Consider the following 21,096-nt stretch of genomic DNA (forward strand, 5'->3'; position numbering starts at 1 on the left):
GAAATATATTCTTTTCCTATTAAGGCTGAAAAGCAATACTCGCGGTGCACCTTGCTTATTCCGCTTGAAACTGGCAGTGGTGCTGTTGCCCAATAAAAAGACCAAAGGGTGCTTATGAAACAGTCCGCCGAATTTCAACTGAGTGACGAAACCATCGAGGCGTTCCAGCGTGATGGTGCTGTCTGCGTACGTAATTTGTTCACGCCGGAAGAAGTTGCACTGCTCGAAACCGGCATCGAACAGAACCTGAAAGCCCCAAGCGAGCGCGCTAAAGTGGCAAGCCGCCCCGATGACCCGGGTTGGTTCTTCGAAGACTTCTGTAATTGGGGGGATATTTCGGCCTATCGCCAGTTCATCTTCGAGAGCAGGGTAGGTAGTGTTGCAGCGCAACTCATGAACAGTGAGACAGCCCGGCTTTATCACGATCACCTGCTGGTCAAGGAGCCGAACACGCGCCAGCGAACGCCCTGGCATCAGGACCAGCCGTATTACAACATCGACGGGCGCCAGAACTGCAGTATGTGGATGCCAGTCGATCCGGTCTCGAGAGAATCCACCCTTGAATTCGTAGGGGGCTCGCACCTTGGGCCATGGCTGATGCCGCGCAGCTTCCTCGACAGCCAGGCGCAATGGTTCCCTGAAGGCAGCCTTGCAGACTTGCCGGATATCGAGGCCGATCGCAGCGCCTGGAACATCCTCGGCTGGGAGCTCTCACCAGGCGATGCGGTGTTCTTCCACATGCTCACCCTGCACGCCTCTGGCGGTGTCGGGGGCAATCGTCGGCGTCGTGCCTTCTCGGTACGTTTCCTGGGCGATGACATTACTCACGCACCGCGCCAGTGGAAAACTTCGCCACAGTTTCCTGGCCTCGAAACGCAACTCGCCAGCGGTGCCCAAATGAACCACGAGCTGTTTCCTGTGCTGTGGCCAAGGGCTTGATGATTGGAATGCTGCGTGCCTGATAAAACCGCACGGCATTAGCGTTGTGCGGACCTGATAATAAAACCAAGAAGGTATCTATGAGCGCTCAATCTTCACACCAGTTGAAGCGGGGTCTCTCTACCCGGCATATTCGTTTCATGGCGTTAGGTTCTGCTATCGGTACGGGGCTGTTCTATGGCTCGGCATCGGCAATAAAGTTGGCAGGGCCTTCGGTTTTGCTGGCCTATCTGATAGGTGGCGCAGCCATTTACATGATGATGCGCGCCCTTGGCGAAATGGCGGTTCATAACCCGGTGTCAGGTTCGTTCGGGCACTATGCCGGCCAGTATCTGGGGCGCTACTTTGGCTTTCTGACAGGTTGGAGCTACGCGTTCTCGATGCTGGTGGTTTGCCTGGCAGACGTGACGGCCTTTGGCGTTTACATGGGGCTGTGGTTCCCTGAAACACCTGCCTGGATCTGGGTGCTTGGGATAGTGTTCTTAATCGGGGCGCTGAACCTGTGCAGCGTGAAAGTGTTCGGGGAAATGGAGTTCTGGCTGTCGTTGCTGAAGGTGACCGCGATCGTTGCCATGATTGTGGCAGGCGCGGCTGTGCTGCTGTTGGGTATCCAGTTGAATGACGAGGCAGGCACGGTTGCCGGAGTCTCGAATCTGTGGAACAACGGCGGGTTCTTCCCTAATGGCGTCAGTGGGATGATCGCTTCGTTCACTGTCGTGATGTTCGCCTTTGGCGGGGTCGAAATGATCGGCATCACCGCAGGCGAGGCAAGGGACCCGAAGCGCGTGCTGCCCAAGGCTATCAACTCGGTGCCTCTGCGCATCCTGCTGTTCTACATTCTTACCCTGTTCGTACTCATGGCTATTTACCCTTGGACCAGCATTGGCAGCCACGGTAGCCCGTTCGTGCAGATCTTCAGTGGTCTTGGCATCAGTTCAGCGGCCACCGTGTTGAATATCGTGGTGATTTCAGCTGCTGTTTCGGCGATCAATAGCGATATCTTCAGTGCTGGACGGATGATGTACGGAATGGCTCAGGACGGCCAGGCGCCAGCCGGTTTTGCATCGTTGTCGCGTTTCGGTGTGCCGTGGATGACGGTTGCGGTGATGGGCGTCGCGCTGCTTCTGGGCGTGGTATTGAACTACCTGGTGCCGGAAGACCTGTTCCTGGTTCTTGCGGCGGTGGTCACGTTCTCCATTGTCTGGGTCTGGTTGATGATCCTGCTTTCTCAAGTGGCCATGCGGCGCGGCATGAGCAAGGAGGAGGCGGCTGCACTGGATTATCGTGTGCCGCTGTGGCCGGTAGGGCCAGCTTGCGCGATTGCTTTCATGGTGTTCATTTTTGGCGTGCTCGGTTGGTTCCCGGCCAGCCGCACAGCCATGTATGTCGGGGTTGGCTGGTTGGTGCTGCTATCCCTGGGTTACTGGTTGTGGGGTGTGCGTGCTCCACGTCATGTGTCGGCCAGCGCTTGAGGCATTGAACCAAACTGTGGGAGCGGGCTTGCCCGCGAAGAATCAAACGCGGTGGCTGGCACCGGCTACGCCGGTGTTCGCGGGCATGCCCGCTCCCACAGGTACTGCAGCTGCCTTGAAGGCTGTGGTCTAGGCCCCCGGGGGCATCGGCCCTGTCATTCAGATGGGGCAGTACGGGACTCACGGTCAATGTCCTCCGGCCAATGAACCTTGGGTGCCAGGCAATGCATGTGGCTCAGGCCATCGTCATCGTTCCAGTCACGGGGTGGGTGCACGAACTTCGGCAGGGCTTCGGGGCCTTGCTGCATGAATAGCCGGGCGATGGCCCAGTAGGCTTCGCCTTGGTAGAGGTCATAGGTGAAGAACACGCGGTCGATGACTTCGTTGGTTTCCGGGTTGCGGACCGACAGCATGACGTTTTCGATCAGGCCACCGTGGCCGGGGGCGTAGACTCGGTAGACTTCGGCGGTTACGTCGTCCCAGTTGTAGGCGACCGGTTTGACGCCCCAGCGTTTGCGGCTGAAGATGAAGATGCGGTCATATCGAAACTCATAAATATATATTTTTTGGCGTAGTCGATTGAAGCGAATTGGCTCGTCTCTAGGGGCAACCAGATCAAGCCTGACATAGGCAGTCAAAGCCCATAATGCTAGCGGAAGAAGAGCTATTGATATGTTTGTAAGCCAGTCGCGCGGCCAACTGCCATGCAAAAGGCTCCAGTATAAGTAAAGCGTAATTCCTAAAGCAAATAGCAAGCCCGGAACCCCAATCAAAAATATAACACCTCGAAGAATGGTGCTGCTCCGCGGTAACTCGAGATATATATCATCGAAATAGTTTGGCGACGGCTTGACACTCGCCCACACTTCCCGCCACTTTGAAACTTCATGCACCGTGGGAAGGTCATGGCTCCAGCCTAAAGCGCGCTCGCACAAAACTTTATCATCACGCTTCACTCGCTAATCTCCCTGGCACAAATCTCAATGTACCCACTTGGTAGGCTCCGATCCGGCCAGTACATGACCAACAGCGTAGCTGCCTCAATTGTGTGTTTTCCTATAGTCGCCATGAGCGCTATCGAGCCCGAAATCTCTAACTGGCTGAGTTCAGTAGAATAAGGTTTTCGCTTCTCGCTAATTGAATAATTGCAGTCGTGGTCTGGTATTCGTGGAGGCGCGAAGCTCGAAAATGAAGAGGACGGCGAGAGAAATTCTTCAGAGCTCGCAAAAAAATTGCCCGAAGCAATAGTTTCCCCGCCAATGTAATCAGGGTGATTACCGTCACCGTGACGATGCGCAATCAATTTCCAGCGATATCCCGAAGAACGCTCGTCGTACATAGGCAAAGCGATCAAGAATTTCAGTTCCTTAATTATTTCCGTGCTTGTCAAGCCACCGATTTTCGGAAGCCCTGGATCAGTTGCCAAGCGCGACTCAAAATTCAACTTCGCCTGAACGCCTAGCGTGGCAGCATTGAGTTCGGCAAAAGCGATATCCGCTTGTTCTGGAACATTCCAATGAATGGTCGGTTTTTCGTCTGCTTTTCCAAAGCAGCACCGCCTTACCCAGCGCTCCAGATCAGTTGATTCATTTTCCTGAGCGCGTTTGCTTAGTTGATAAGCAGCAAGCGTGAAGGCGATCGCCAATCCCAGCGGGCCGAAAACCAAGGGATAGAGTACTGCGAATCCGAAAGCGACAGTGCCAAGAACATACAAACCGGCCGAAATTAGATGTCGCTGGTATGCGGCATCATCACCCGCAGCGGCAGCTCGCCTGGTCGCATTGATTGCTTGAGCCGCATCAAAGACCCCTGCAACCGCACTCACCAAAGCACCAAGCCTTATCAAGGTCCCCCCACTGGCTGCAACACCCTTTGCCCACCCCAAATTCAATGGACCAGCACTTGATCTCAAAATGAGCCCAATCAGTTCGATTTGCCCTCCCAACAGGCCCAACTGCGATCCTTGCAACGCCAACCTGGCCTCAAACGCCTTCGGCCCAATCTCCGTCTCCGCCTTTTCCTGATTCCTGCCCAGGCTGTCCTGCTGCAAATACAACCCGCCTATCGCCAGCAATAACTCCCAACTACCTGCCACACCACGTAAACCGGAGAACCCGGTCCGTACTAACCTGGCAGCCTGCTGCGATGTGATCTGCATCCCTTGAAACAACTTGCGCGCATTTGTCTCCAGCGTCCCTGCTGCCACCGAGATATCCACCAAGGCAAGCTGCGCCGCGCTGCTCGCCTGGGTCACGCCCATGCTGGCCTCCTTGAACAACCGCCCATGCACTTCCTCGGCCTTGCCCTCGACCCACACCGTCACGCTGATCATCGAATTGGTGAACCGTGGATCGAGCACGGCCAGGCTCATCAGCCCGTGCTGGATGATCGGCCGCACCTTGCGCATGGCCTTCATCGAGCCAAACTCGAAGTCATCGATATTGCGGCGCATCCGGTCCCGCGCCTCGGCGATCGACGCATTGGCCTTGTGCTGCAACTCCCGGAGGTGGGCGCTCTGCAAGGCGTAGTACTCGCCCAGCTTCATCTTCACTTCCAGTTCGATCAGGTGGACGCCGTTGTAGAGAAACTGCGTGGCACTGTTCAAATGCCGCACAGCCTTTTGAATACCAGGTGACAAACATGGCGCCAGCCGCTGACTGGCCGCATTGAGCGCGCCCTGCGTTTCGGCAATGGCCTGCTTGAGGGTATTGCGCGTGCGCAGGCCGGCGTCATCGCTGGCGATGATCTTGCTCAGCATGCCGTAGAGCTTGTCGCTGTCGTTCCAGTTGATCGCTTCTGTGGCGGAGAAACTGGGCAGCAGTCCGGCCAGCAGAGAGCGATCCCGCATCAACAACGCGCGGTAGGGCGGGCTGTCAGGGTCCTGCAGCCATTTCAGCCAGAGCAGTTCGCTGGTGCCGGAAGCGGGAACATGCGGTTCAAGGCGGGGGACGACAGCTTCCGTAACCCCACCGCCCAGGCACAGGGCCATGGTCTTGGCGTAGGCCACCCCGGACTCACGATCATTACCGTCGTAGTCGTACGCCTCGGCCACCTTGAACATGGGCGTATCGAACAAGGCAACGTACGCCTGCGCGTCCTTGTCGATGTAACGCTGAAACTCACGTTCCTGCTGCTCATATTCAGCCTGGAACGCGGCCCGCTGCGGTTCGTGGTAGCGCTCTTCAAGCCGCTCGTCACTCTCCTGCTGCGCACGCTCGACCAACAGCTGCCGCTCGACTGCCGGGTCGGTGAACACCGGCGGCCCATCACCCGTCATCGGTTCCAGCGACGGCACCTTCTGCGCCGCCCATTCCCTGTGCGTGGCGCGAATGATCTGCAGGATCTGCGAGGTCTGCAGCTGATAGGCGCGCATCGGTTCTTCACGCCAGGCCTGACGCTTCAGTACCCAGTTCAGCCGCTGATGGTTGTACTCCTGAATCAGCCCGACGGTGTCGTCGAGCACCACTGCCAGCACGCCGTTTTCCAGCTTGTGCCGGTTGATCGCATTGACCAGATACCCTCGCAGGGCGAACCGGCGCAACCAGCGGCTGTGGAAGCCATGCGCACTGTCGAAGGGGGCACAGCCATGCTGGGCGTACTCGAACACCTGCTGGTCGACCCCAAGCTTATCGGGCGTCATGGCGATGCCCAGCAGTTCGGGATTGTTGCGCGCCTGAATCAGGTCCAGGCCCTGGAAGCGATGCGCAGGCGACGCGCCGCTCTTGTAGGCGTTCAGCACGCTCACCGGCCAGGCATCACTGGAAAAGGCCAGCCAGGCGCTGGTGTACCTGCCGGTATCGAGGTTGAGAAAGGCCGAAGGAATGTCGTGATCTGCGTTCACGCATTTTTCGGGCAGCGGCGAAGGCGGGCCATCTGGCGGCTCGTAAGGGTTGAAGCGGCGCAGATGACCTTGCTCGCTGACGGCATAGGCATGCCAGACCTGCTGGTCGAGCAGCACATACAGGAAGCCCCTGCGCAAGGTGCGCAAGCCGATCTTTGTCGAGATATGCCGGTTATCCGCCACGGTGGAGACACACTCGGGGCGGGTATCGGGCACCAGGGCGCGACGCAGCGGCAGGATCGGCAGGCCCTGGCGCTCGCAGAACATGCACTGGTCGTGCGGCAGCCCGGCTTCGGCGATCGCGAGGGCAATACGTTGGCTGATGGTCATGAGCGATCCTCGTGTTGGACAGGTCCTTGTCGACCTCTGAACACTAACGGGGAATCGCTTTCTAGAGAGGCATTGGGCTTCCTAAAAGCTTGTAGGAAACGTCTCTGAATAATGGTTTAGCTCTATATGGGGCCATGATCGGTACCCCGGCCTTTTGCGCCACCTGTCGAACCCAAGGCACTGCTGCTGGCCGTTTTCCGTCCGATCTGTATGCGCGATCAATGCGCAAACCCAGGAGAACTTCCATGGCAAACGATCAGAATGACCCCGGCCTCGAGCAAACCGAATCCCAGCCCGGCAGCGGTGACGGAGAGATCCCGCTACCTTCGGATGACGAAGGCCCGATCGAGGAGGAGATGGAGGACGTGCAGGCCAACAATTCGGTTTCTGCCGAGCACCCGCAGCCTCGCTGACGGAATTGCCCGGAACGAATGCGGTTCACACCTTTTCTTACGAGGTATGCAGCGATGAGCCCCGATCCGAATGCACAAGGCGGCACGAACCTGGACATGCCCACTTCACCTGACCTGGCCGTTGACCCCGACCGCCCGACCATACCCGACCCTGACGACGACCCGCTCATGAACGAAGAAGAGGGTGGTGATTGGCAGGAGGAAGACAGCTTGGCTGATGACGGCAGGCAGAGCGTGGAGCAGCCTGCGGTAGACCTGGATCAGCGCAGGGAGTGACCATTGATAGGGCGGGGCCCTGTGGGAGCGGGTTTACCCGCGAAGAATCCGACACAGTGCATGGCACCGGCTGCGCCGGTGTTCGCGGGTGAACCCGCTCCCACAGGTACTGCGGCTGCCTTGAAGGTTGTGGTAATCCTGTAGGAGCGGGCATGCCCGCGAAGAATCCAACGCGGTGCATGGCACCGGCTACGCCGGTGTTCGCGGGTGAACCCGCTCCCACAGGTACTGTGGCTGTCTTGAAGGCTGTGGTGATCCTATGGGAGCGGGCATGCCCGCGAAGAATCCAACGCGGTGCATGGCACCGGCTACGCCGGTGTTCGCGGGCATGCCCGCTCCCACAGGTACTGCATCTGCCTTGAAGGCTGTGGTGATCCTGTAGGAGCTGGCTTGCCTGCGATGGGCTGCGCAGCAGCCCCAATGGACGCAGCCCTGGCATGCGCGCCGGCATATCACCCCCGTCGCAACGCAACCGCCAGCCCCACGGTCAGGATCACGGCACAAAGCATGGCCAGGCTGATGGCAATTGCGACACCCCAGGCATCGAGCAGCCCTGCCAATACCAGATAAAACGCAATCACCCCCACCGCCCCGATAGCATTGCCCCGCACCATCGCCGCCATTCCTGCACGGCCATTCTGCACATGGGCGAACACCACCAGCGGCCAGGCAATCACCGGGATCGGCGCCAGCATGCCGCTGGCCGCCGGGCCCAGCCAGTTGGCCAGGCTTGTGATGACCATCAGCAATGAAGTGGCAGACACCATGCGCAGAGGGATCTCCCAAAACCGCTGTCGTGGCCGGGCCAGGGCATCCGGCCTGGGCTCGCGGCCGCTGGCGCGTATCAGCACGCCAATCAGCACCAGCGCCACGGCAATCGACAGGTACAGGTTGCCCCCATGGGTAAACGCATAGGCCGCTACACCATAGAACAGTATCGCCAGCAATACGGCCGGGCCGATGCCGAGCCTGCGTGTGGCGAACAGGTAGAAGGTGTACGTGGCCTGCACCGCCGCCAGGCCGCCCAGCGCGCCGGGCACCGCACCCAGGGCGAAGGCCGTGCCCTGTTCCAGGCACAGGAAGGTCATTACCAGTGCCGAGGTGATCGGCAGGCCGGACAGCAACCCGCCGAGCAGGCCGCCCCAGCGACGCGAGGCGAGGGAGATGGCCCACATCAGGAGAGGGGTGACGATCAGCTTGAGGTAGAACAGGGTCATCGCAGGGCTATCCATATGTGCGAAAGGTGCGCCCGCCGTAGGCATTGGGTAGGGCGCAGATGAATCAACCGCGGCTGGCCTCCAGCGCCTGGGCCAGGTCGGCGATGATGTCGTCGCTGTGCTCGATGCCGATCGACAGGCGCACCATGTCCCGTGGCACGCCGGCCTTCTCCAGTTCCTCGTCGTTGAGCTGGCGGTGGGTGGTGGAGGCGGGGTGGCAGGCCAGCGACTTGGCGTCGCCGATGTTCACCAGGCGCACCACCAGCTGCAGCGCATCGATGAAGCGCGCGCCGGCCGCCTGGCCGCCCTTGATGCCGAACGACAGGATCGACGCCGGTTTGCCGCCGGTGTAGCGCTGGGCCAGCTCATGCTCGGGGTGGTCGGGCAGCCCTGCATATTTCACCCACGCCACCTGTTCGTGGGCTTGCAGGTAGCGGGCGACCTTCAGCGCGTTCTCGGTGTGGCGCTCCATGCGCAGGGCCAAGGTTTCCAGGCCTTGCAGGATCAGGAAGGCATTGAACGGCGACAGCGCGGCACCGGTGTTGCGCAACGGCACCACGCGGCAGCGGCCGATGAAGGCGGCGGGGCCGAAGGCTTCGGTGTAGGTGACGCCGTGGTAGGACGGGTCGGGGGTGTTGAGCAGGGCGAAGCGTTCCTTGTTGTCGGCCCAGGGGAACTTGCCGGAGTCGATGACGATGCCGCCAATGCTGGTGCCATGGCCGCCGATGTACTTGGTCAGCGAGTGCACGACGATATCGGCACCGTGCTCGAACGGCCGGCACAGCACCGGGGTGGCCACGGTGTTGTCGACGATCAGCGGCACACCATGGCGGTGGGCGGCCTCGGCCAGCGCGGCGATGTCGACGATATTGCCGGCAGGGTTGCCGATGGACTCGCAGAACACCGCCTTGGTGCGCGAATCGATCAATGCTTCGAGGGCGGCGATGTCGTCATGGGCGGCGAAGCGGGTGTGGATGCCCATGCGCGGCAGGGTGTGGGCCAGCAGGTTGTAGGTGCCGCCGTACAGCTTGGCCACCGAGACAATGTTGTCGCCGGCCTCGGCGACGGTCTGGATGGCGTAGGTGATGGCCGCCATGCCCGAGGCCACCGCCAGCGCGCCAACCCCGCCCTCCAGGGCGGCCATGCGCTGCTCGAGCACGTCGTTGGTGGGGTTCATGATGCGCGAGTAGATGTTGCCGGCCACCTTCAGGTCGAACAGGTCGGCGCCGTGCTGGGTGTCGTCGAAGGCGAAGGAAGTGGTCTGGTAGATCGGTACGGCCACTGCCCGGGTAGTCGGGTCGGGGCTGAAGCCTGCGTGGATGGCGAGAGTTTCCAGCTTCATGCAATCGTTCCTTGAGCGTGGGTGGAGCGATCGAGCATGTGGCGGGGGGAGGGCGTGGGTCAAGCGTGAACGCGCGATGGGCTGCCCGGCAGCAGCCCATCGCGTTCAAAGGTGCTTCTACTGGTCCTGGCGGCGTACCTGCATCAACCACTGCCCCAACTGCCAGGCGCCGCCTACCGCGATCAGGCCCGCCACTGCGCGCCAGTCACGGAAGAACAGTCGCATCGCGTTGATGGTGGGCGGTGCGTCGCTACTGCGGACGTAAATGCGGATCCGCGAGGGTTGTGGTGCGGGATCGGTCTCCACGCTGTCGTGTTGCGACAGCGAAGCTGGGCTGACGCCCTCCTGGATGATCAGGTAGTCACGGCCCTGCTGCGCCACATGGGCGTTGATCTTTTCCTTCTTCAACTGCTCGACCAGGCCTTTGGTGACGCTTTGGATCTGCTGATCCACGGTATGGACGAAGTCCAGTAACTGGGCGCCACTCACCTTTGGCTCGGCGGTAAACGCCAGCGGGCCGGCGTTGATGGTGGCGATTTCTATGGGTTTGTTCATTCTCAGCTCCTTGCCGAATCCGGCGACAGCAGGCCGGCGCGCTGCTGCGCGCCGGCCGCAGCTTCAGGCGTGTTCCAGAACCCTGCCAAGGCGCTCCTGGCGGGCAGCGATCAACCGTTGGGTTGCCTCGTAGGAGACCTTGGTCACTTCGGAGTAGGTGATGGTCAGTTTTATATTGGCGCCGTCCATGCGCGCAGTTGCGGTTGCGCAGTTCATGCCACTGGGGAACTTGATCTCTCTTGGGCCGACAACGACGTTGCTGCTGATGACTTCACCCAGCTGTACTTTCTGGAACAGCCCCAGGTAATAAGTGGGTGTCACCTTGAACTGAGCCTGGCCGCTACCGACCACATCCGGCTTGAACACCGAACCCTGCCCGCTCATGCCGATACCCAGGTTGGCAGGCAAGTTCGATTTGTTGTTGATCTGGATGCTGTCTCCGGGCGCCGAGCCGCTACCCAGCACCAGTTGCTGGACGTTGTCCTTGAACACACAGTCCCAGACCGATCCGAGCTGCGTCGACAGCGTCTGGCTGGCCTTGTACACCCCGACGCCACCGACCTGCCGATAGTTGGCGATCACCACGTTGTAGTCGATGGTCCACTCCACCCCGCTGAAGCCCTGGGTGGGCACGGTGGTCTGCTTCCAGGACACGCTGTCGAGCCCTACCGAGCTTGGCAAGGTCTGGTAGACCGCGAGGGTCCAGGTATCGTTGGTCTGGTTGTCGAAGTCTACATAGTAGTCAGTGCTCATGATGCTCTCCTTGTCATGTGGGCCGAGCGTGTGGGGTCACGCGCTCGGCCCAGTGACAGGAGCATCGATCATGCCAGGCTGGTGATCGCTTTCCTTTCAACCAGTTAGGCCGAAAAGCAGGGGTACAGGTGGACGTTTTCGTCCACCTGGGGGAGCCCATGGCGGACGTATCCGGCCACCTCAGCCAAGGGGCGCCCTGGCGTAGCACAAACGGCTCGGTCGCACCTTCATTCGCACCAGCGACAGCAGGAAGCCGAAGCCACACTGGTTGGGGTCCAGCACCGGTACGTAGCAGCCAAGGTCCTGCTCGATAAGCTTCGACAAGCGCTCGGCGACACCCATGAAGCCGGTACAGCCGAGCAACAGTGCCTGCGCGCCATCCTCGTTGATGGCAGCCAGCCCGGCTTGCAATGCCTTGACCAGTACCACCTCCACATCACCCAACTGGGCTACCGGGCAGTCGATGGCTCGGATCGAGGCAAAATTGATGCTCTGGCCATAATTGGCCACATGACCGCGTTGCAGGGCCAGGGTGCTCTGCAGGATGGTGATGATGGAAAACCGCTGACACAACCCCAGGGCACTGAACGCGGAGGTGGGGAAGCCGCCAATGATCGGGATATCGATCACTTCGCGGGCAGGCTCCACGCCGCACATGTCGAAATCGCTCAGCCAGATGCCGTCGAACCCCTGCTGCTCAAGCTGTTGGGCCAGGCGCACCACCGCCAGGGCGTTCTCGGTGAGGTTCAGCCGGTTCTGGATACACGGGCTGCCCTGGTCGATGTTGTACACCTGGACCTCGACGTCCGGGGGCACCACTGGGGCTATCGAGGCCAGCAGGCCCTCGTTGTAGTTGCTGCTGTTGACCGGCGCGAGAACCGCAATACGCAGGCTCATGGTCGTAACTCCTGCAGTTGCTCGATGCTTCGGTAGGCGCCCATGTAACCCAGGTCTGCCAGCAACTGCTCGAAGCTCCACGCGATCAATCCACCGGGTTGGCGTAGCGGCGCCGCCGCCTGCCAGCCGATCAGGCAGGCACCGCGCCCGGCATAGCTCGGGTCCAGCGAGCCGTCGGCGCGCACCAGGTCGCCGTTGGAGGCCAGTGCCGGCCCCGGCCCTTCGAAGAACCAGGCAATGCTGTCCGGGGCCATGGCCAGCGGTTGCGGCTGGTGCTTGTCCCACAGCAACAGCGACTCGTTCTCGTAGCACAGGCGCAAGCTGCCTTCCGGGCTGTCGAGGTCGATGCGGCCGATGTCAAAGCCGCCCTGGGTAGTCACGCCGGCGTGGGTCAGGCGCGCATTGCGGGACAGGCAGCGGGCCATCAGGCCGAACTGGCCAAGCCAGTCGAGCACGGCCTGGCAAGTGTGCAGCTGCCCCGCAGCCAGGGCTCTGCCCAGCGCCAGGGCGCGGCTGAGGGTGCCGCGCAGCGGCAGCGCGGAAGGCAGCTGGTCGGGGCTCATGCACCATAGCGCCAGGCCACCGAACTCACCGAACGCCGGCGAGCCGACCACAGGGCGCAACATTTGCTCGGCGATCACATTGGCGTTTTCAGCGTACCCCTGGGCCTTGGCCGGCGGCGTCACATTCAGCTCCACCACCAGTCCGCCCTGGCTGACCACGAACGCCGGCCGCGGCGGTATACCGGCAGCAGCGAAGGTGAGCATCGGCAATGAGGGCACCGCGCGCCCGGCGCCGTCCGCATCGATCACCGCCAGGCCCAGCTTGGCGGCGGCCAGGCACGCAACCAGAAAGCCCAGCGCGCCGCTTTCCGGCGGCACGACATAGGCAAGCTCGCGGCCCTGCTCATTCAGGCGCTGGCGCAAGCATTCCAGGGCCTGAATCGGCCCGAGGGGGTACTGGCAACGCCCGATCGTTTCCGGTGCACCCATGTACGCCACTACCGCGGCGTCGCCGGCACGGGCCTCATCCACCGTGACCACCCTGACGCGGTCGCGCGGGTAGAATTCCCCGACATTGAACGCGGCCAGCAAGTGCCGGGCCGACGCCAAGGTGCCGCCACCACCACTGCCAAAGAAACAACCACCGTTGATCAACGCTTGCAGATCCTTGTGCTCCAGCTCAAACGCCATGATCGTGCTCCTGCTTTCGGGTTGAGGGGGGCAGCTCGACAAACGTGCCAGCCAGCTACGCACGGTGCTGGCGGGCGGGTAGTCCAGTTGCGGGTCGAGACCGCGTAGCGCGCGCACCAGGATCGACTGCACCTGGGCGCCACGTTCGCTGCGTTCGAGCAACCGGGCCAATTCCAAGGCGGCGTGCAGCCGCGCCGGCACCACGCCGAGGGTCAGTGCGGTGGACAAGGCGACGCGCAGGGTCGCCTCGGCTTCGCGGTCGTCACCAAGCGCCAGCAGCGCCCGGCCGCGTAACAGCATCAGTTCGCACAGGTAGGCGCGCTCCTGATGGTCCTGGGCCAGGTCGAGGGCGACATCCACCAGTTCCAGGCAGGCCTCTGCACGCCCGCCCAGCAACAGCACTTCGCCGCGCTTCCAGGCCTGGAAACCATGGAACAACAGGCCGCCGTTACGCAGTACATGCTGCTGGTAGCCTTCGGCAATGGCCTGTTCACCGGCTTCGTACTCACCCGATATGCCCTGGTGATAGCCGCGCAGGATCATGCCCACGCCCCGGTAGAAGGAGAACTCGTGGCGCGCACTGAGCAGCTCCAGCTCGCGGGCCTGGCGCCCGAGTGCATCGCGCTCGCCCAGCACTGCGGCGAGCCAGGCCGCGCCCTGCAGGGCGACCGCGCGGTTGAAGGGGTTGTCGACCGCCTGCTCGGCGCGGGACTGCAAGCGGGCCAGCGCCTGGCGCGCCTGGCTGAACAGGCCCAGCTCGAAGGCGGCCAGGCCTTCGAAAGTGCGGGCCAGGCCCACCAGGTCCAGCCCTTGGTTCGATGGCCAACTGGCCTGGTCGTCCTCCAGCAGCCTGCCGCGCGTCAGGCAGGCCAGGCTTTCCTCGAAATCGCCAAGCCAGAACAGGGTGTTGGCCATGGCCAGGTGGGCCTCGATGCGCAGTGCTTCGCCACCGGCTATCTGCGCCTGCTGCAGCATCTGTTGTGCCGTAGCGCGGGCCTCTGCCAGATCCAGGCCCATCAACAGGGTGGTCCACAGCCCGAACGACACCGACGCCATCTCTTGCGCCTGGCCTTGGCGCGCGGCCAAGGCCTGGGCGTCCCGGTAGCTGGCCAGGCTGGTGATGCTCAACCAGCCCTCAATACTGCGAAAGCTAACTCCCAGTAACCGGTGCAACTCAAATTGCAAACGCCACAGGTCTTTGCCCTCGTAGACCCGCTCGGCTACTTCCAGGCCTTTCTGCAAAGGGCCCAGGGCGCCGCGGAAGTCCGCCCCGTCGATCAGCTTGCGGCCTTCGGCCAGGTAGCGCTCCACGGTCAGGCGCAAGTCCTGGCGCAACCGGACCCGCCGCTCGATCACCTTGCGATTGACCCCCAACAGCTGCGCCGCAGCACTCTTGTTGCCGTTGCAGCGGTTCAGCGCATGCTCGATCAGCAGTGTTTCCACCGCCGCCAGTTTGTCCGGCCCCTCAAGCCCGAGCAGCGCTTCGGCCAGCTCTACGGCAAGCGCAGAGGCGGGCGAGGGCGGTGCCAGCAACTGCTCGAGGGTTTCCCGGTCGACCAGTGGTGACGGGGCCAGGGTGCCGATGCGATCGATCGAATTGCGCAGTTCGCGCACATTGCCGGGCCAATCTCGCTGGCACAGCAGCTCCAGCGCTGCGGCATCGAAGTGCAGCGGTCGCCGTTGCTGACGGCAGAAGTGCTCGATCAGGTCCGGGATGTCCTCCCGCCGCTCGTTCAGCCCCGGCAGTTCGAGCTCGAACACCGACAAGCGGTAGTACAGGTCTTCGCGAAAGCGCTCCTCGGCCACCAGGCGCTTGAGGTCACGGTGGGTGGCCGCCACCACCCTGCCGCGGAAGTGCCGGCTCTCGCTGCTACCGAGCGGCCGGTACTGCCCGGTTTCCAGCACCCGCAGCAGCTTCGGCTGCAGGGCCAGGGGCAGTTCGCCGATCTCGTCGAGGAACAGAGTCCCCGTCCCAGCCATCTGCAGATGGCCCATGCGCTCGCCAACCGCGCCAGTGAACGCGCCGCGGGCATGGCCAAACAGCTCGGACTCGAGCAATTGCTCGGGGATCGCCCCGCAGTTGAGGTCGATGAACGGCTTGCCCGGCGCGCTCAGGCGGTGCAGTTGCTGGGCGATGACTTCCTTGCCGGCTCCCGTCGGGCCGAAGATCAGCACCGGCCGGTCGCTCTGCGCCACCCGCCGCAGCAGGGCTTGCAGCGCCTGCATGGCAGGCGAACGGCCAGGCACGCCGTCCTCGTCGCCCGGGTGCGTGGTGCACAGTGGCTCCATGAGAATCCATCCTCGTTGGGGTGAGCCAGGCAATGAGGTATAGCAGAGCGACGCGGCCGCTGCTGTGTGTCCGGGTGGCCACCGGTCAGAACGTCGTAAATGGCGCGTGGGTGCAGCATGGCTGCGCCATGCCAACCACTACAGCATCCGCACCATCTCCCAGAACGATGCCGCCACCCCGGTAATGCTTTCCCCGGCAATCAGCCCCGCTGCGGCCGTGATCGCAAACCGCTCTGTAACGCTCGGCCAACGGCAACCGACCAGCCAGGTAACCACCGCGCCGAGTCCCATCATCATGCTGATCGATGCCGGCAGTATGAACGCCAGCCCCAGCGCGCCGGTACTCGGCAGCCAGCGCGCCACCCATTGCGGCAGCAGGCTGTCCAGCACGCCCAGCAGTACGCCTGTCGCGCTGCCGGCCACGATCGCCCAGCGCAACTCCGGCGACAGCGCCCCCAGCCCCTGCATCAGGGTCTGGGCCACGGCCTTCCAGGTCGCCACGGCCGGTGCGGGCCATTGCTCGGTAAGCAGCAGGGTCTGCGGATCGGGAATCAGCACCAGGTACACCAGCACGCCCGCCACGCTGCCGATGAGAATGCCCAGGCACTGTGCAATCAGTTGCTTGTATGGCGTGGCGCCGATCGCCTGGCCAACCTTGAAGTCGTTCATCAGGTCGGTGGCTTGCCCGGCCGCGCCGCCGGCAGTGTTGGCGCTCATCAGGTTGATGGCCACCTGGCCCGGGGCGACCAGGCCAAAGCTGAGCTGCGACAGCTTGCCGATGGCGCCGATCGGCGCAATACCGGTGGCACCGACCACGCGCGCGGCGACCACCGCAAGGCATATCGCCAAGGGAATACTCAGCAGCGCCATCCACCAGTCGATGCCGAACAGCAACGCCTGTAGCGCCACCACCAGCGCAATGGACAATAACAGCCCGCACGCAGGCGCCAGGGAAAACCGCCCACGGGCGTGCGCTGCCCGACTTGCCAGCGGGGCGGTGGGCCTTTGCCGGGGCATTTGCAACAGGCGGACCGACAATGAAGTCAGGGTCGCGCATACCATCAGGCTGACGCCCGGCCACAACAGCCATTCCACCAGGGCAGCGAACTGTGGGCTGCTGGCGTTCGGGGCCAGCACCACCAGGGCATGGTCGAACAGCCACGGTGCCAGCCCGCCCCAGGCCAGCGCGGCGCCGAACAGCAGCGTAAGGCCCACGCGGATACCGATGATGCCGCCGAAGCCGACCAGCATCAGCGAAGGATCGAGCGTGAAGGTCAGGCGCTCGAGCGCAGGCGAGGGTGCCCAGCGCGGTATCGCCCAGACGAACCCGTCAATCCACTTCACCAGCCCCGACAGCAACGCGGCGCTGCACAGCACCTTTATCCGCATCATGGCTTCGTGGCCGTGGCGGTAGATCTGCTGCAATGTCTCCAGGGTCGCCATGCCCTCAGGGAACTTCAGGACATGGTCATCGAGCAGGGCGGGGCGCAGATACCAGGCGATCCAGATGCCCAGGAAGCTCACGGAGAACACCCAGGCCATCATCGGCAGCGGGTCCAGCTGGTGACCGGTAAGCAGGGTATAGGCGGGGATCGGCGCGACCAGCCCGCCAGAAACGATGGACGCGGCGGCCGAGGCCACGGTCTGGTTGATGTTGCTTTCGTGCAGCGTCCATGCGGGCCGTCCCTTCCTGCGCCCCGCCAGGCCCTGCCACAGGGCGAAGCCGACCAGCAAGGCGATGATCGACATGTTGAACGACCAGCCGATCCGAAGGCCCGCGTACACATTCGAGGGCGTCAGCAGAATGCCAAGCACTACGCCGGTGAGCACCGCCCGCAGGCTCAGTTCACGTTCGATGCGAGCCTGGGGAAGGGCGGTGGACGGGGCATCTCTCATGGCAATCCCTTGTCGGAGTGGTAAGCGCGCTTTGCACAACTGAGCCACTGCTGCCACAAAGGTTCACTGTCGCTACTGGTTGTGAAAGGTGCCCAGCAACAGCCCGGAAGTGCTAGCGGCAACACCGTCGGGTCTCAAGGAAAGTGCTGTGCACAGGGGCTCGCTTTTGCTGACATTGCCGAATCAAGTGAAATTAGTTAAGTTATCTAAATTCGATAACATCCCTAAACTCGGTATAAGTCATGGACCCGATCGCTAATCCCTATTCCCCGGGAGCAGGCGCGCCGCCGCCGGCATTGGCTGGTCGCGACGCATTGCTCAAGCAGGTAAGCATCGCAATCGCCCGCATTCGCCGGGGCCGAGCGGCGAAGAGCGTGCTGATGGTCGGCTTGCGCGGCGTGGGCAAGACTGTACTGCTCGAAAAAATGCGCATTGAAGCCGAGGCCGAGGGTGTTCATGCCATACGCATGGAGGCGCCGGAAAACCGTTCGCTACCCGCACTGTTGGCGCCTCAATTGCGCCTGGCGCTGCTTCGCCTGAGCCGGGTGGAAGCGGCTCGGGACCTGGCTCAACGGGGGTTGCGAGCCCTTGCCGGTTTTGCGAAGTCGTTGAAGGTTGCCTACGCGGACATAGAAGTAGGCCTGGACCTGGAGCCAGAACCTGGCTTGGCTGATAACGGTGACCTGGAAGGCGACCTGGCGACCTTGCTGGAGGAGGCCGGCAAGGCCGCACAGCGCGCCGACACGGCGCTGGTGATGTTCATCGACGAGTTGCAGTACGTTGCCGAAGATCAGTTGGCCGCGTTGATTACAGCCTTGCATCGCTGTGCCCAGGGCCAGCTACCTGTCACGCTGGTTGGGGCTGGCCTGCCTCAATTGCGGGGGCGTTGTGGTAACGCGAAATCCTATGCGGAGCGACTGTTCGATTTCCCTGAGATCGGCCCGCTTGCTCCTGAGGCCGCAAGGTTTGCGGTAGTACGGCCTGCAGAAGATGAAGGCGTGGAATTCGAAGAGGCGGCGCTGGGAAGTGTGCTGGCACATTCACAGGGCCATCCCTATTTCCTGCAGGAGTGGGGCAAGCATTCATGGGATGTAGCCACGCAGAGCCCCATCACCAGCGCTGATGTCGAAACTGCTTCAGAGCAGGCGATTGCCACACTGGATGAGAGCTTCTTCCGGGTGCGCTTTGACCGCCTGACGCTTGCGGAAAAGAAGTACCTGCGTGGCATGGCGGATCTGGGGGCCGGCCCTCATCGTTCTGGTGATATCGCGGCCAGCCTGGCGCGTAAGGTTTCCACGCTTGCACCGCTGCGCAGTGCATTGATCGAGAAAGGGATGATCTACAGCCCGAACCACGGTGATACGGCGTTCACGGTGCCGCTCTTCGATGAGTTCATGCGGCGTATCATGCCGGGCGATGATTGGCGGATGGGCTAGCCTGCTTTACAGGCATGCAAGCCGCAATCACAGGCAACGGTCCTCCCTGATTGCCAGTACGACTGTAAAGATATGCAAAGTTTCCCCGGGCCATCACGCTGCCGCTCTAGAATCCGCGCGCTGCCGAACCTGGCAATGGCAGGCAGCAGATCTAGCCTTGTGGAGCGTTCAAATGAAGTCGAAACACCTTTTCCGCGCAGCCCTGGTTGCGGCGCTGGTATCGGCCTTGTCAGGCTGCTGGATGTTCATGCCGCCGGGTGGTGGCGGTGGTCATGGTGGTGGCCACGGTGGCGGCGGTGGCTTTGGCGGTCATCAGGGCGGTGGCCCTCGCTAAGCTGACCTTGCGACGGAGCGCACAGCCTCGGCCGGGACGCTAAAGCGTACCCGGCGCGAGCGCACACACCTCGGTTCAGCTCACCCCGACCGCCCAAACCGCTTGCGATACTCCGCCGGCGTCACCCCCACATGCTTCACGAACGCCCGCCGCAACGTATCCGCATTGGCAAACCCGCACAGCGCCGCCACCTGCTTCGGTGCCTCTCGCCCAGCCTCCAGCCGCGCCCGCGCAGCATTCACCCGCGCCAGCTCCACCCACGCGGCCGGGGTCATGCCCACATCACCCTGAAACACCCGTGCAAAATGCCTCGGGCTCAGCCCAACCCGCGCAGCCAGGCTGGCAACCCCGTGGTCCAGTGCAGGGTTGGCGGCCACGTAACGCTGCAACCCCTGCAATGCCGAACGCCCAACCGGTGATGTCCCACCTTGCCGGCTGAACTGCAGCTGCCCGCCAGGCCGCTTGAAGTACATCACCAGGTGCCCGGCAACTTGCTTGGCAATATGCCGCCCCAGGTCTTCTTCCACCAGGGCCAGCGCCAGGTCCAGCCCGGCCGTTACCCCCGCAGCGGTACGCAGGTTGCCGTCATGCACCTGAATGGCGTCGGCATCCACCTGCACCCGCGGATAACGCTCGGCCAGCGGCTGCGCCACGGCCCAATGGGTGGTCACACGCCGGTCATCCAGCAACCCGGCAGCCGCCAGGGCAAACGCCCCCGTGCACACCGAGCCGTAACGCCGGCAAGCGCCCGCGCGTTGTCGCAGCCAGTCGAGAATGCCGGGGCGCAGGTACTGCTCGGCAGCCTGCGGCGTGCCGGCGACCAGCAAGGTGTCGATGGCTTCCAGGTCTTCGCCGATCCAGCCGTCGGCGACCAGGCGCGTACCGGAAGAGCTCACCAGCGGCCCCGGTTCGCAAGCCAGCAACAGCAGGCGATAGGCGTCACGGCCGGCCTGGCGGTTGGCTTCGGCGAACACATCGAGCGGGCCGCAGGCATCCAGCAGTTGTACGCCGGGCATGGCCAGGATGGCGACCGTGATGGGGGCAGAGGGCATGGTGGCTCCGGGCGTTGCGCCGCAAGTCCGTAATCCGCCGACAATGGCAGTATCTGGCGCTACAAGTCAATTGAGGACATTGGCTCACAGCAGCAGACTGGGCTCGTCATCAACCCACCCAGGAGCGACCATGTACTCATCTATCGCTGGTATCCAGGTGCCCGCCAGCGCCATGGCTCGGGAAATCACCGAGCTCGTCCGTGACACGGCTTCCCCTTTGCTGTTCCACCACTCCAGCCGGGTGTTCTACTTCGCGGCCCTTGCCGGGCAGCGGCTGGGACTGCGCTACGACAGTGAACTGTTGTACGCAGGCTGCATGTTCCATGACATGGGCCTGACCCATCAGCACAGCAGCGATTGCTGCCGCTTCGAGGTGGACGGTGCCAATGCGGCGCGCGATTTCCTCCAGCGCCACGGTGTGGACGAGCGCGATGTCGAGCGTGTGTGGACGGCGATCGCGCTGCATACCACGCCGGGCATTCCAGAGCACATGCACCCGCTGATCGCCCTGGTCACGGCGGGGGTAGAGACTGATGTGCTGGGGTTGCACCACGAAGGGCTGGGGATTGCCGCGCGGGACGCCGTGGTCCAGGCGCACCCGCGTGGGGAGCGGTTCAAGGAGGCGATCATCCAGGCGTTTTATGACGGGATTCGGCACAAGCTGCAGACCACGTTTGGCAACGTGAAGGCGGATGTGATCGCGGACAAGGAGCCTGCATTCCGGCCTGGGAATTTCTGCAGCGTCATTCGGCAGTCCTGCTGGGCGAGCTGAGTAAAGCGGGCGGAGGATGGCACTGGCGTTGCGCAGGTATTGCGCATTACATCAAACCGGTGCGATCGAAGTGGGAGCAGTTGTCTTGC

The 21,096-nt window shown here is 62.5% G+C and carries 17 protein-coding genes; 7 read left to right on the top strand and 10 right to left on the bottom strand.

Features of this window, described 5'->3' with window-relative positions; genetic code table 11:
• The first annotated feature begins 114 nt into the window (after positions 1-114).
• The gene (locus CAG00_RS01160; protein ID WP_025338554.1) at positions 115-939 is read left to right on the top strand and encodes a phytanoyl-CoA dioxygenase family protein; all 825 of its coding nucleotides are present in this window, start codon (positions 115-117) and stop codon (positions 937-939) included.
• An 80-nt stretch (positions 940-1,019) separates the two neighbouring features.
• On the top strand, positions 1,020-2,411 hold the full coding sequence (locus CAG00_RS01165; protein ID WP_085663232.1) for an amino acid permease: 1,392 nt from the start codon (positions 1,020-1,022) through the stop codon (positions 2,409-2,411).
• Positions 2,412-2,566: 155 nt separating this feature from the next.
• Here CAG00_RS01165 and CAG00_RS28975 read toward each other — a convergent pair whose 3' ends face one another.
• Complete coding sequence (locus CAG00_RS28975) at positions 2,567-3,367, bottom strand: DUF6708 domain-containing protein (protein WP_256578924.1); 801 nt, start codon at positions 3,365-3,367, stop codon at positions 2,567-2,569.
• Positions 3,364-6,582: a T6SS effector BTH_I2691 family protein gene (locus CAG00_RS01175; RefSeq protein ID WP_085663234.1), complete on the bottom strand. Its 3,219-nt coding sequence runs from the start codon at positions 6,580-6,582 to the stop codon at positions 3,364-3,366. Before CAG00_RS01175 ends, CAG00_RS28975 begins: the two co-directional genes overlap by 4 nt.
• 245 nt (positions 6,583-6,827) lie before the next feature.
• On the opposite strand from CAG00_RS01175, the gene CAG00_RS28745 reads away from it, so the two are divergent.
• A complete protein-coding gene (locus CAG00_RS28745) occupies positions 6,828-6,995 on the top strand; it encodes a hypothetical protein (protein WP_167506594.1) in 168 nt (55 codons plus the stop codon).
• Between the two features lie 96 nt (positions 6,996-7,091).
• Positions 7,092-7,271, top strand: a complete 180-nt coding sequence (locus CAG00_RS01180) for a hypothetical protein (RefSeq protein ID WP_176240842.1) — start codon at positions 7,092-7,094, stop codon at positions 7,269-7,271.
• 452 nt (positions 7,272-7,723) lie between these two features.
• Here CAG00_RS01180 and CAG00_RS01190 read toward each other — a convergent pair whose 3' ends face one another.
• The 7 genes from CAG00_RS01190 to CAG00_RS01225 form a co-directional block, all read right to left on the bottom strand.
• Positions 7,724-8,488 carry a hypothetical protein gene (locus CAG00_RS01190; RefSeq protein ID WP_085663237.1) on the bottom strand — a complete coding sequence of 255 codons (765 nt, stop codon included), beginning with the start codon at positions 8,486-8,488 and terminating at the stop codon, positions 7,724-7,726.
• 64 nt (positions 8,489-8,552) lie between these two features.
• Entirely contained in the window at positions 8,553-9,830 is a 1,278-nt protein-coding gene (locus tag CAG00_RS01195; RefSeq protein WP_013972022.1) for a bifunctional O-acetylhomoserine aminocarboxypropyltransferase/cysteine synthase, read from the bottom strand.
• A 117-nt stretch (positions 9,831-9,947) separates the two neighbouring features.
• Complete coding sequence (locus CAG00_RS01200) at positions 9,948-10,385, bottom strand: hypothetical protein (RefSeq protein ID WP_085663238.1); 438 nt, start codon at positions 10,383-10,385, stop codon at positions 9,948-9,950.
• Between the two features lie 63 nt (positions 10,386-10,448).
• A complete protein-coding gene (locus CAG00_RS01205; RefSeq protein WP_046614039.1) occupies positions 10,449-11,138 on the bottom strand; it encodes a hypothetical protein in 690 nt (229 codons plus the stop codon).
• Positions 11,139-11,318: 180 nt separating this feature from the next.
• The gene (locus CAG00_RS01210; RefSeq protein ID WP_085663239.1) at positions 11,319-12,035 is read right to left on the bottom strand and encodes an aspartate/glutamate racemase family protein; all 717 of its coding nucleotides are present in this window, start codon (positions 12,033-12,035) and stop codon (positions 11,319-11,321) included.
• Entirely contained in the window at positions 12,032-15,517 is a 3,486-nt protein-coding gene (locus tag CAG00_RS28750) for a DUF917 family protein (RefSeq protein ID WP_176240843.1), read from the bottom strand. Before CAG00_RS28750 ends, CAG00_RS01210 begins: the two co-directional genes overlap by 4 nt.
• A 138-nt stretch (positions 15,518-15,655) precedes the next feature.
• A complete protein-coding gene (locus CAG00_RS01225) occupies positions 15,656-17,413 on the bottom strand; it encodes an OPT family oligopeptide transporter (protein WP_085663240.1) in 1,758 nt (585 codons plus the stop codon).
• Positions 17,414-17,655: 242 nt separating this feature from the next.
• Here CAG00_RS01225 and CAG00_RS01230 point away from each other — a divergent pair, with 242 nt between their 5' ends.
• Positions 17,656-18,849, top strand: coding sequence for an ATP-binding protein (locus CAG00_RS01230; RefSeq protein ID WP_085663241.1), 1,194 nt, complete (start codon positions 17,656-17,658; stop codon positions 18,847-18,849).
• Positions 18,850-19,021: 172 nt separating this feature from the next.
• Positions 19,022-19,183, top strand: coding sequence for a hypothetical protein (locus CAG00_RS28755; protein ID WP_024086757.1), 162 nt, complete (start codon positions 19,022-19,024; stop codon positions 19,181-19,183).
• An 80-nt stretch (positions 19,184-19,263) separates the two neighbouring features.
• Here CAG00_RS28755 and CAG00_RS01235 read toward each other — a convergent pair whose 3' ends face one another.
• Positions 19,264-20,235 (bottom strand): GlxA family transcriptional regulator, encoded by a 972-nt coding sequence (locus tag CAG00_RS01235; protein WP_085663242.1) that lies wholly within the window; start codon positions 20,233-20,235, stop codon positions 19,264-19,266.
• A 130-nt stretch (positions 20,236-20,365) separates the two neighbouring features.
• Here CAG00_RS01235 and CAG00_RS01240 point away from each other — a divergent pair, with 130 nt between their 5' ends.
• Positions 20,366-21,007 carry an HD domain-containing protein gene (locus CAG00_RS01240; protein ID WP_085663243.1) on the top strand — a complete coding sequence of 214 codons (642 nt, stop codon included), beginning with the start codon at positions 20,366-20,368 and terminating at the stop codon, positions 21,005-21,007.
• Positions 21,008-21,096: the final 89 nt, after the last annotated feature.

It is taken from the genome of Pseudomonas sp. B5(2017), assembly GCF_002112825.1.
GTDB classification, from domain to species: Bacteria; Pseudomonadota; Gammaproteobacteria; order Pseudomonadales; family Pseudomonadaceae; genus Aquipseudomonas; species Aquipseudomonas putida_Z.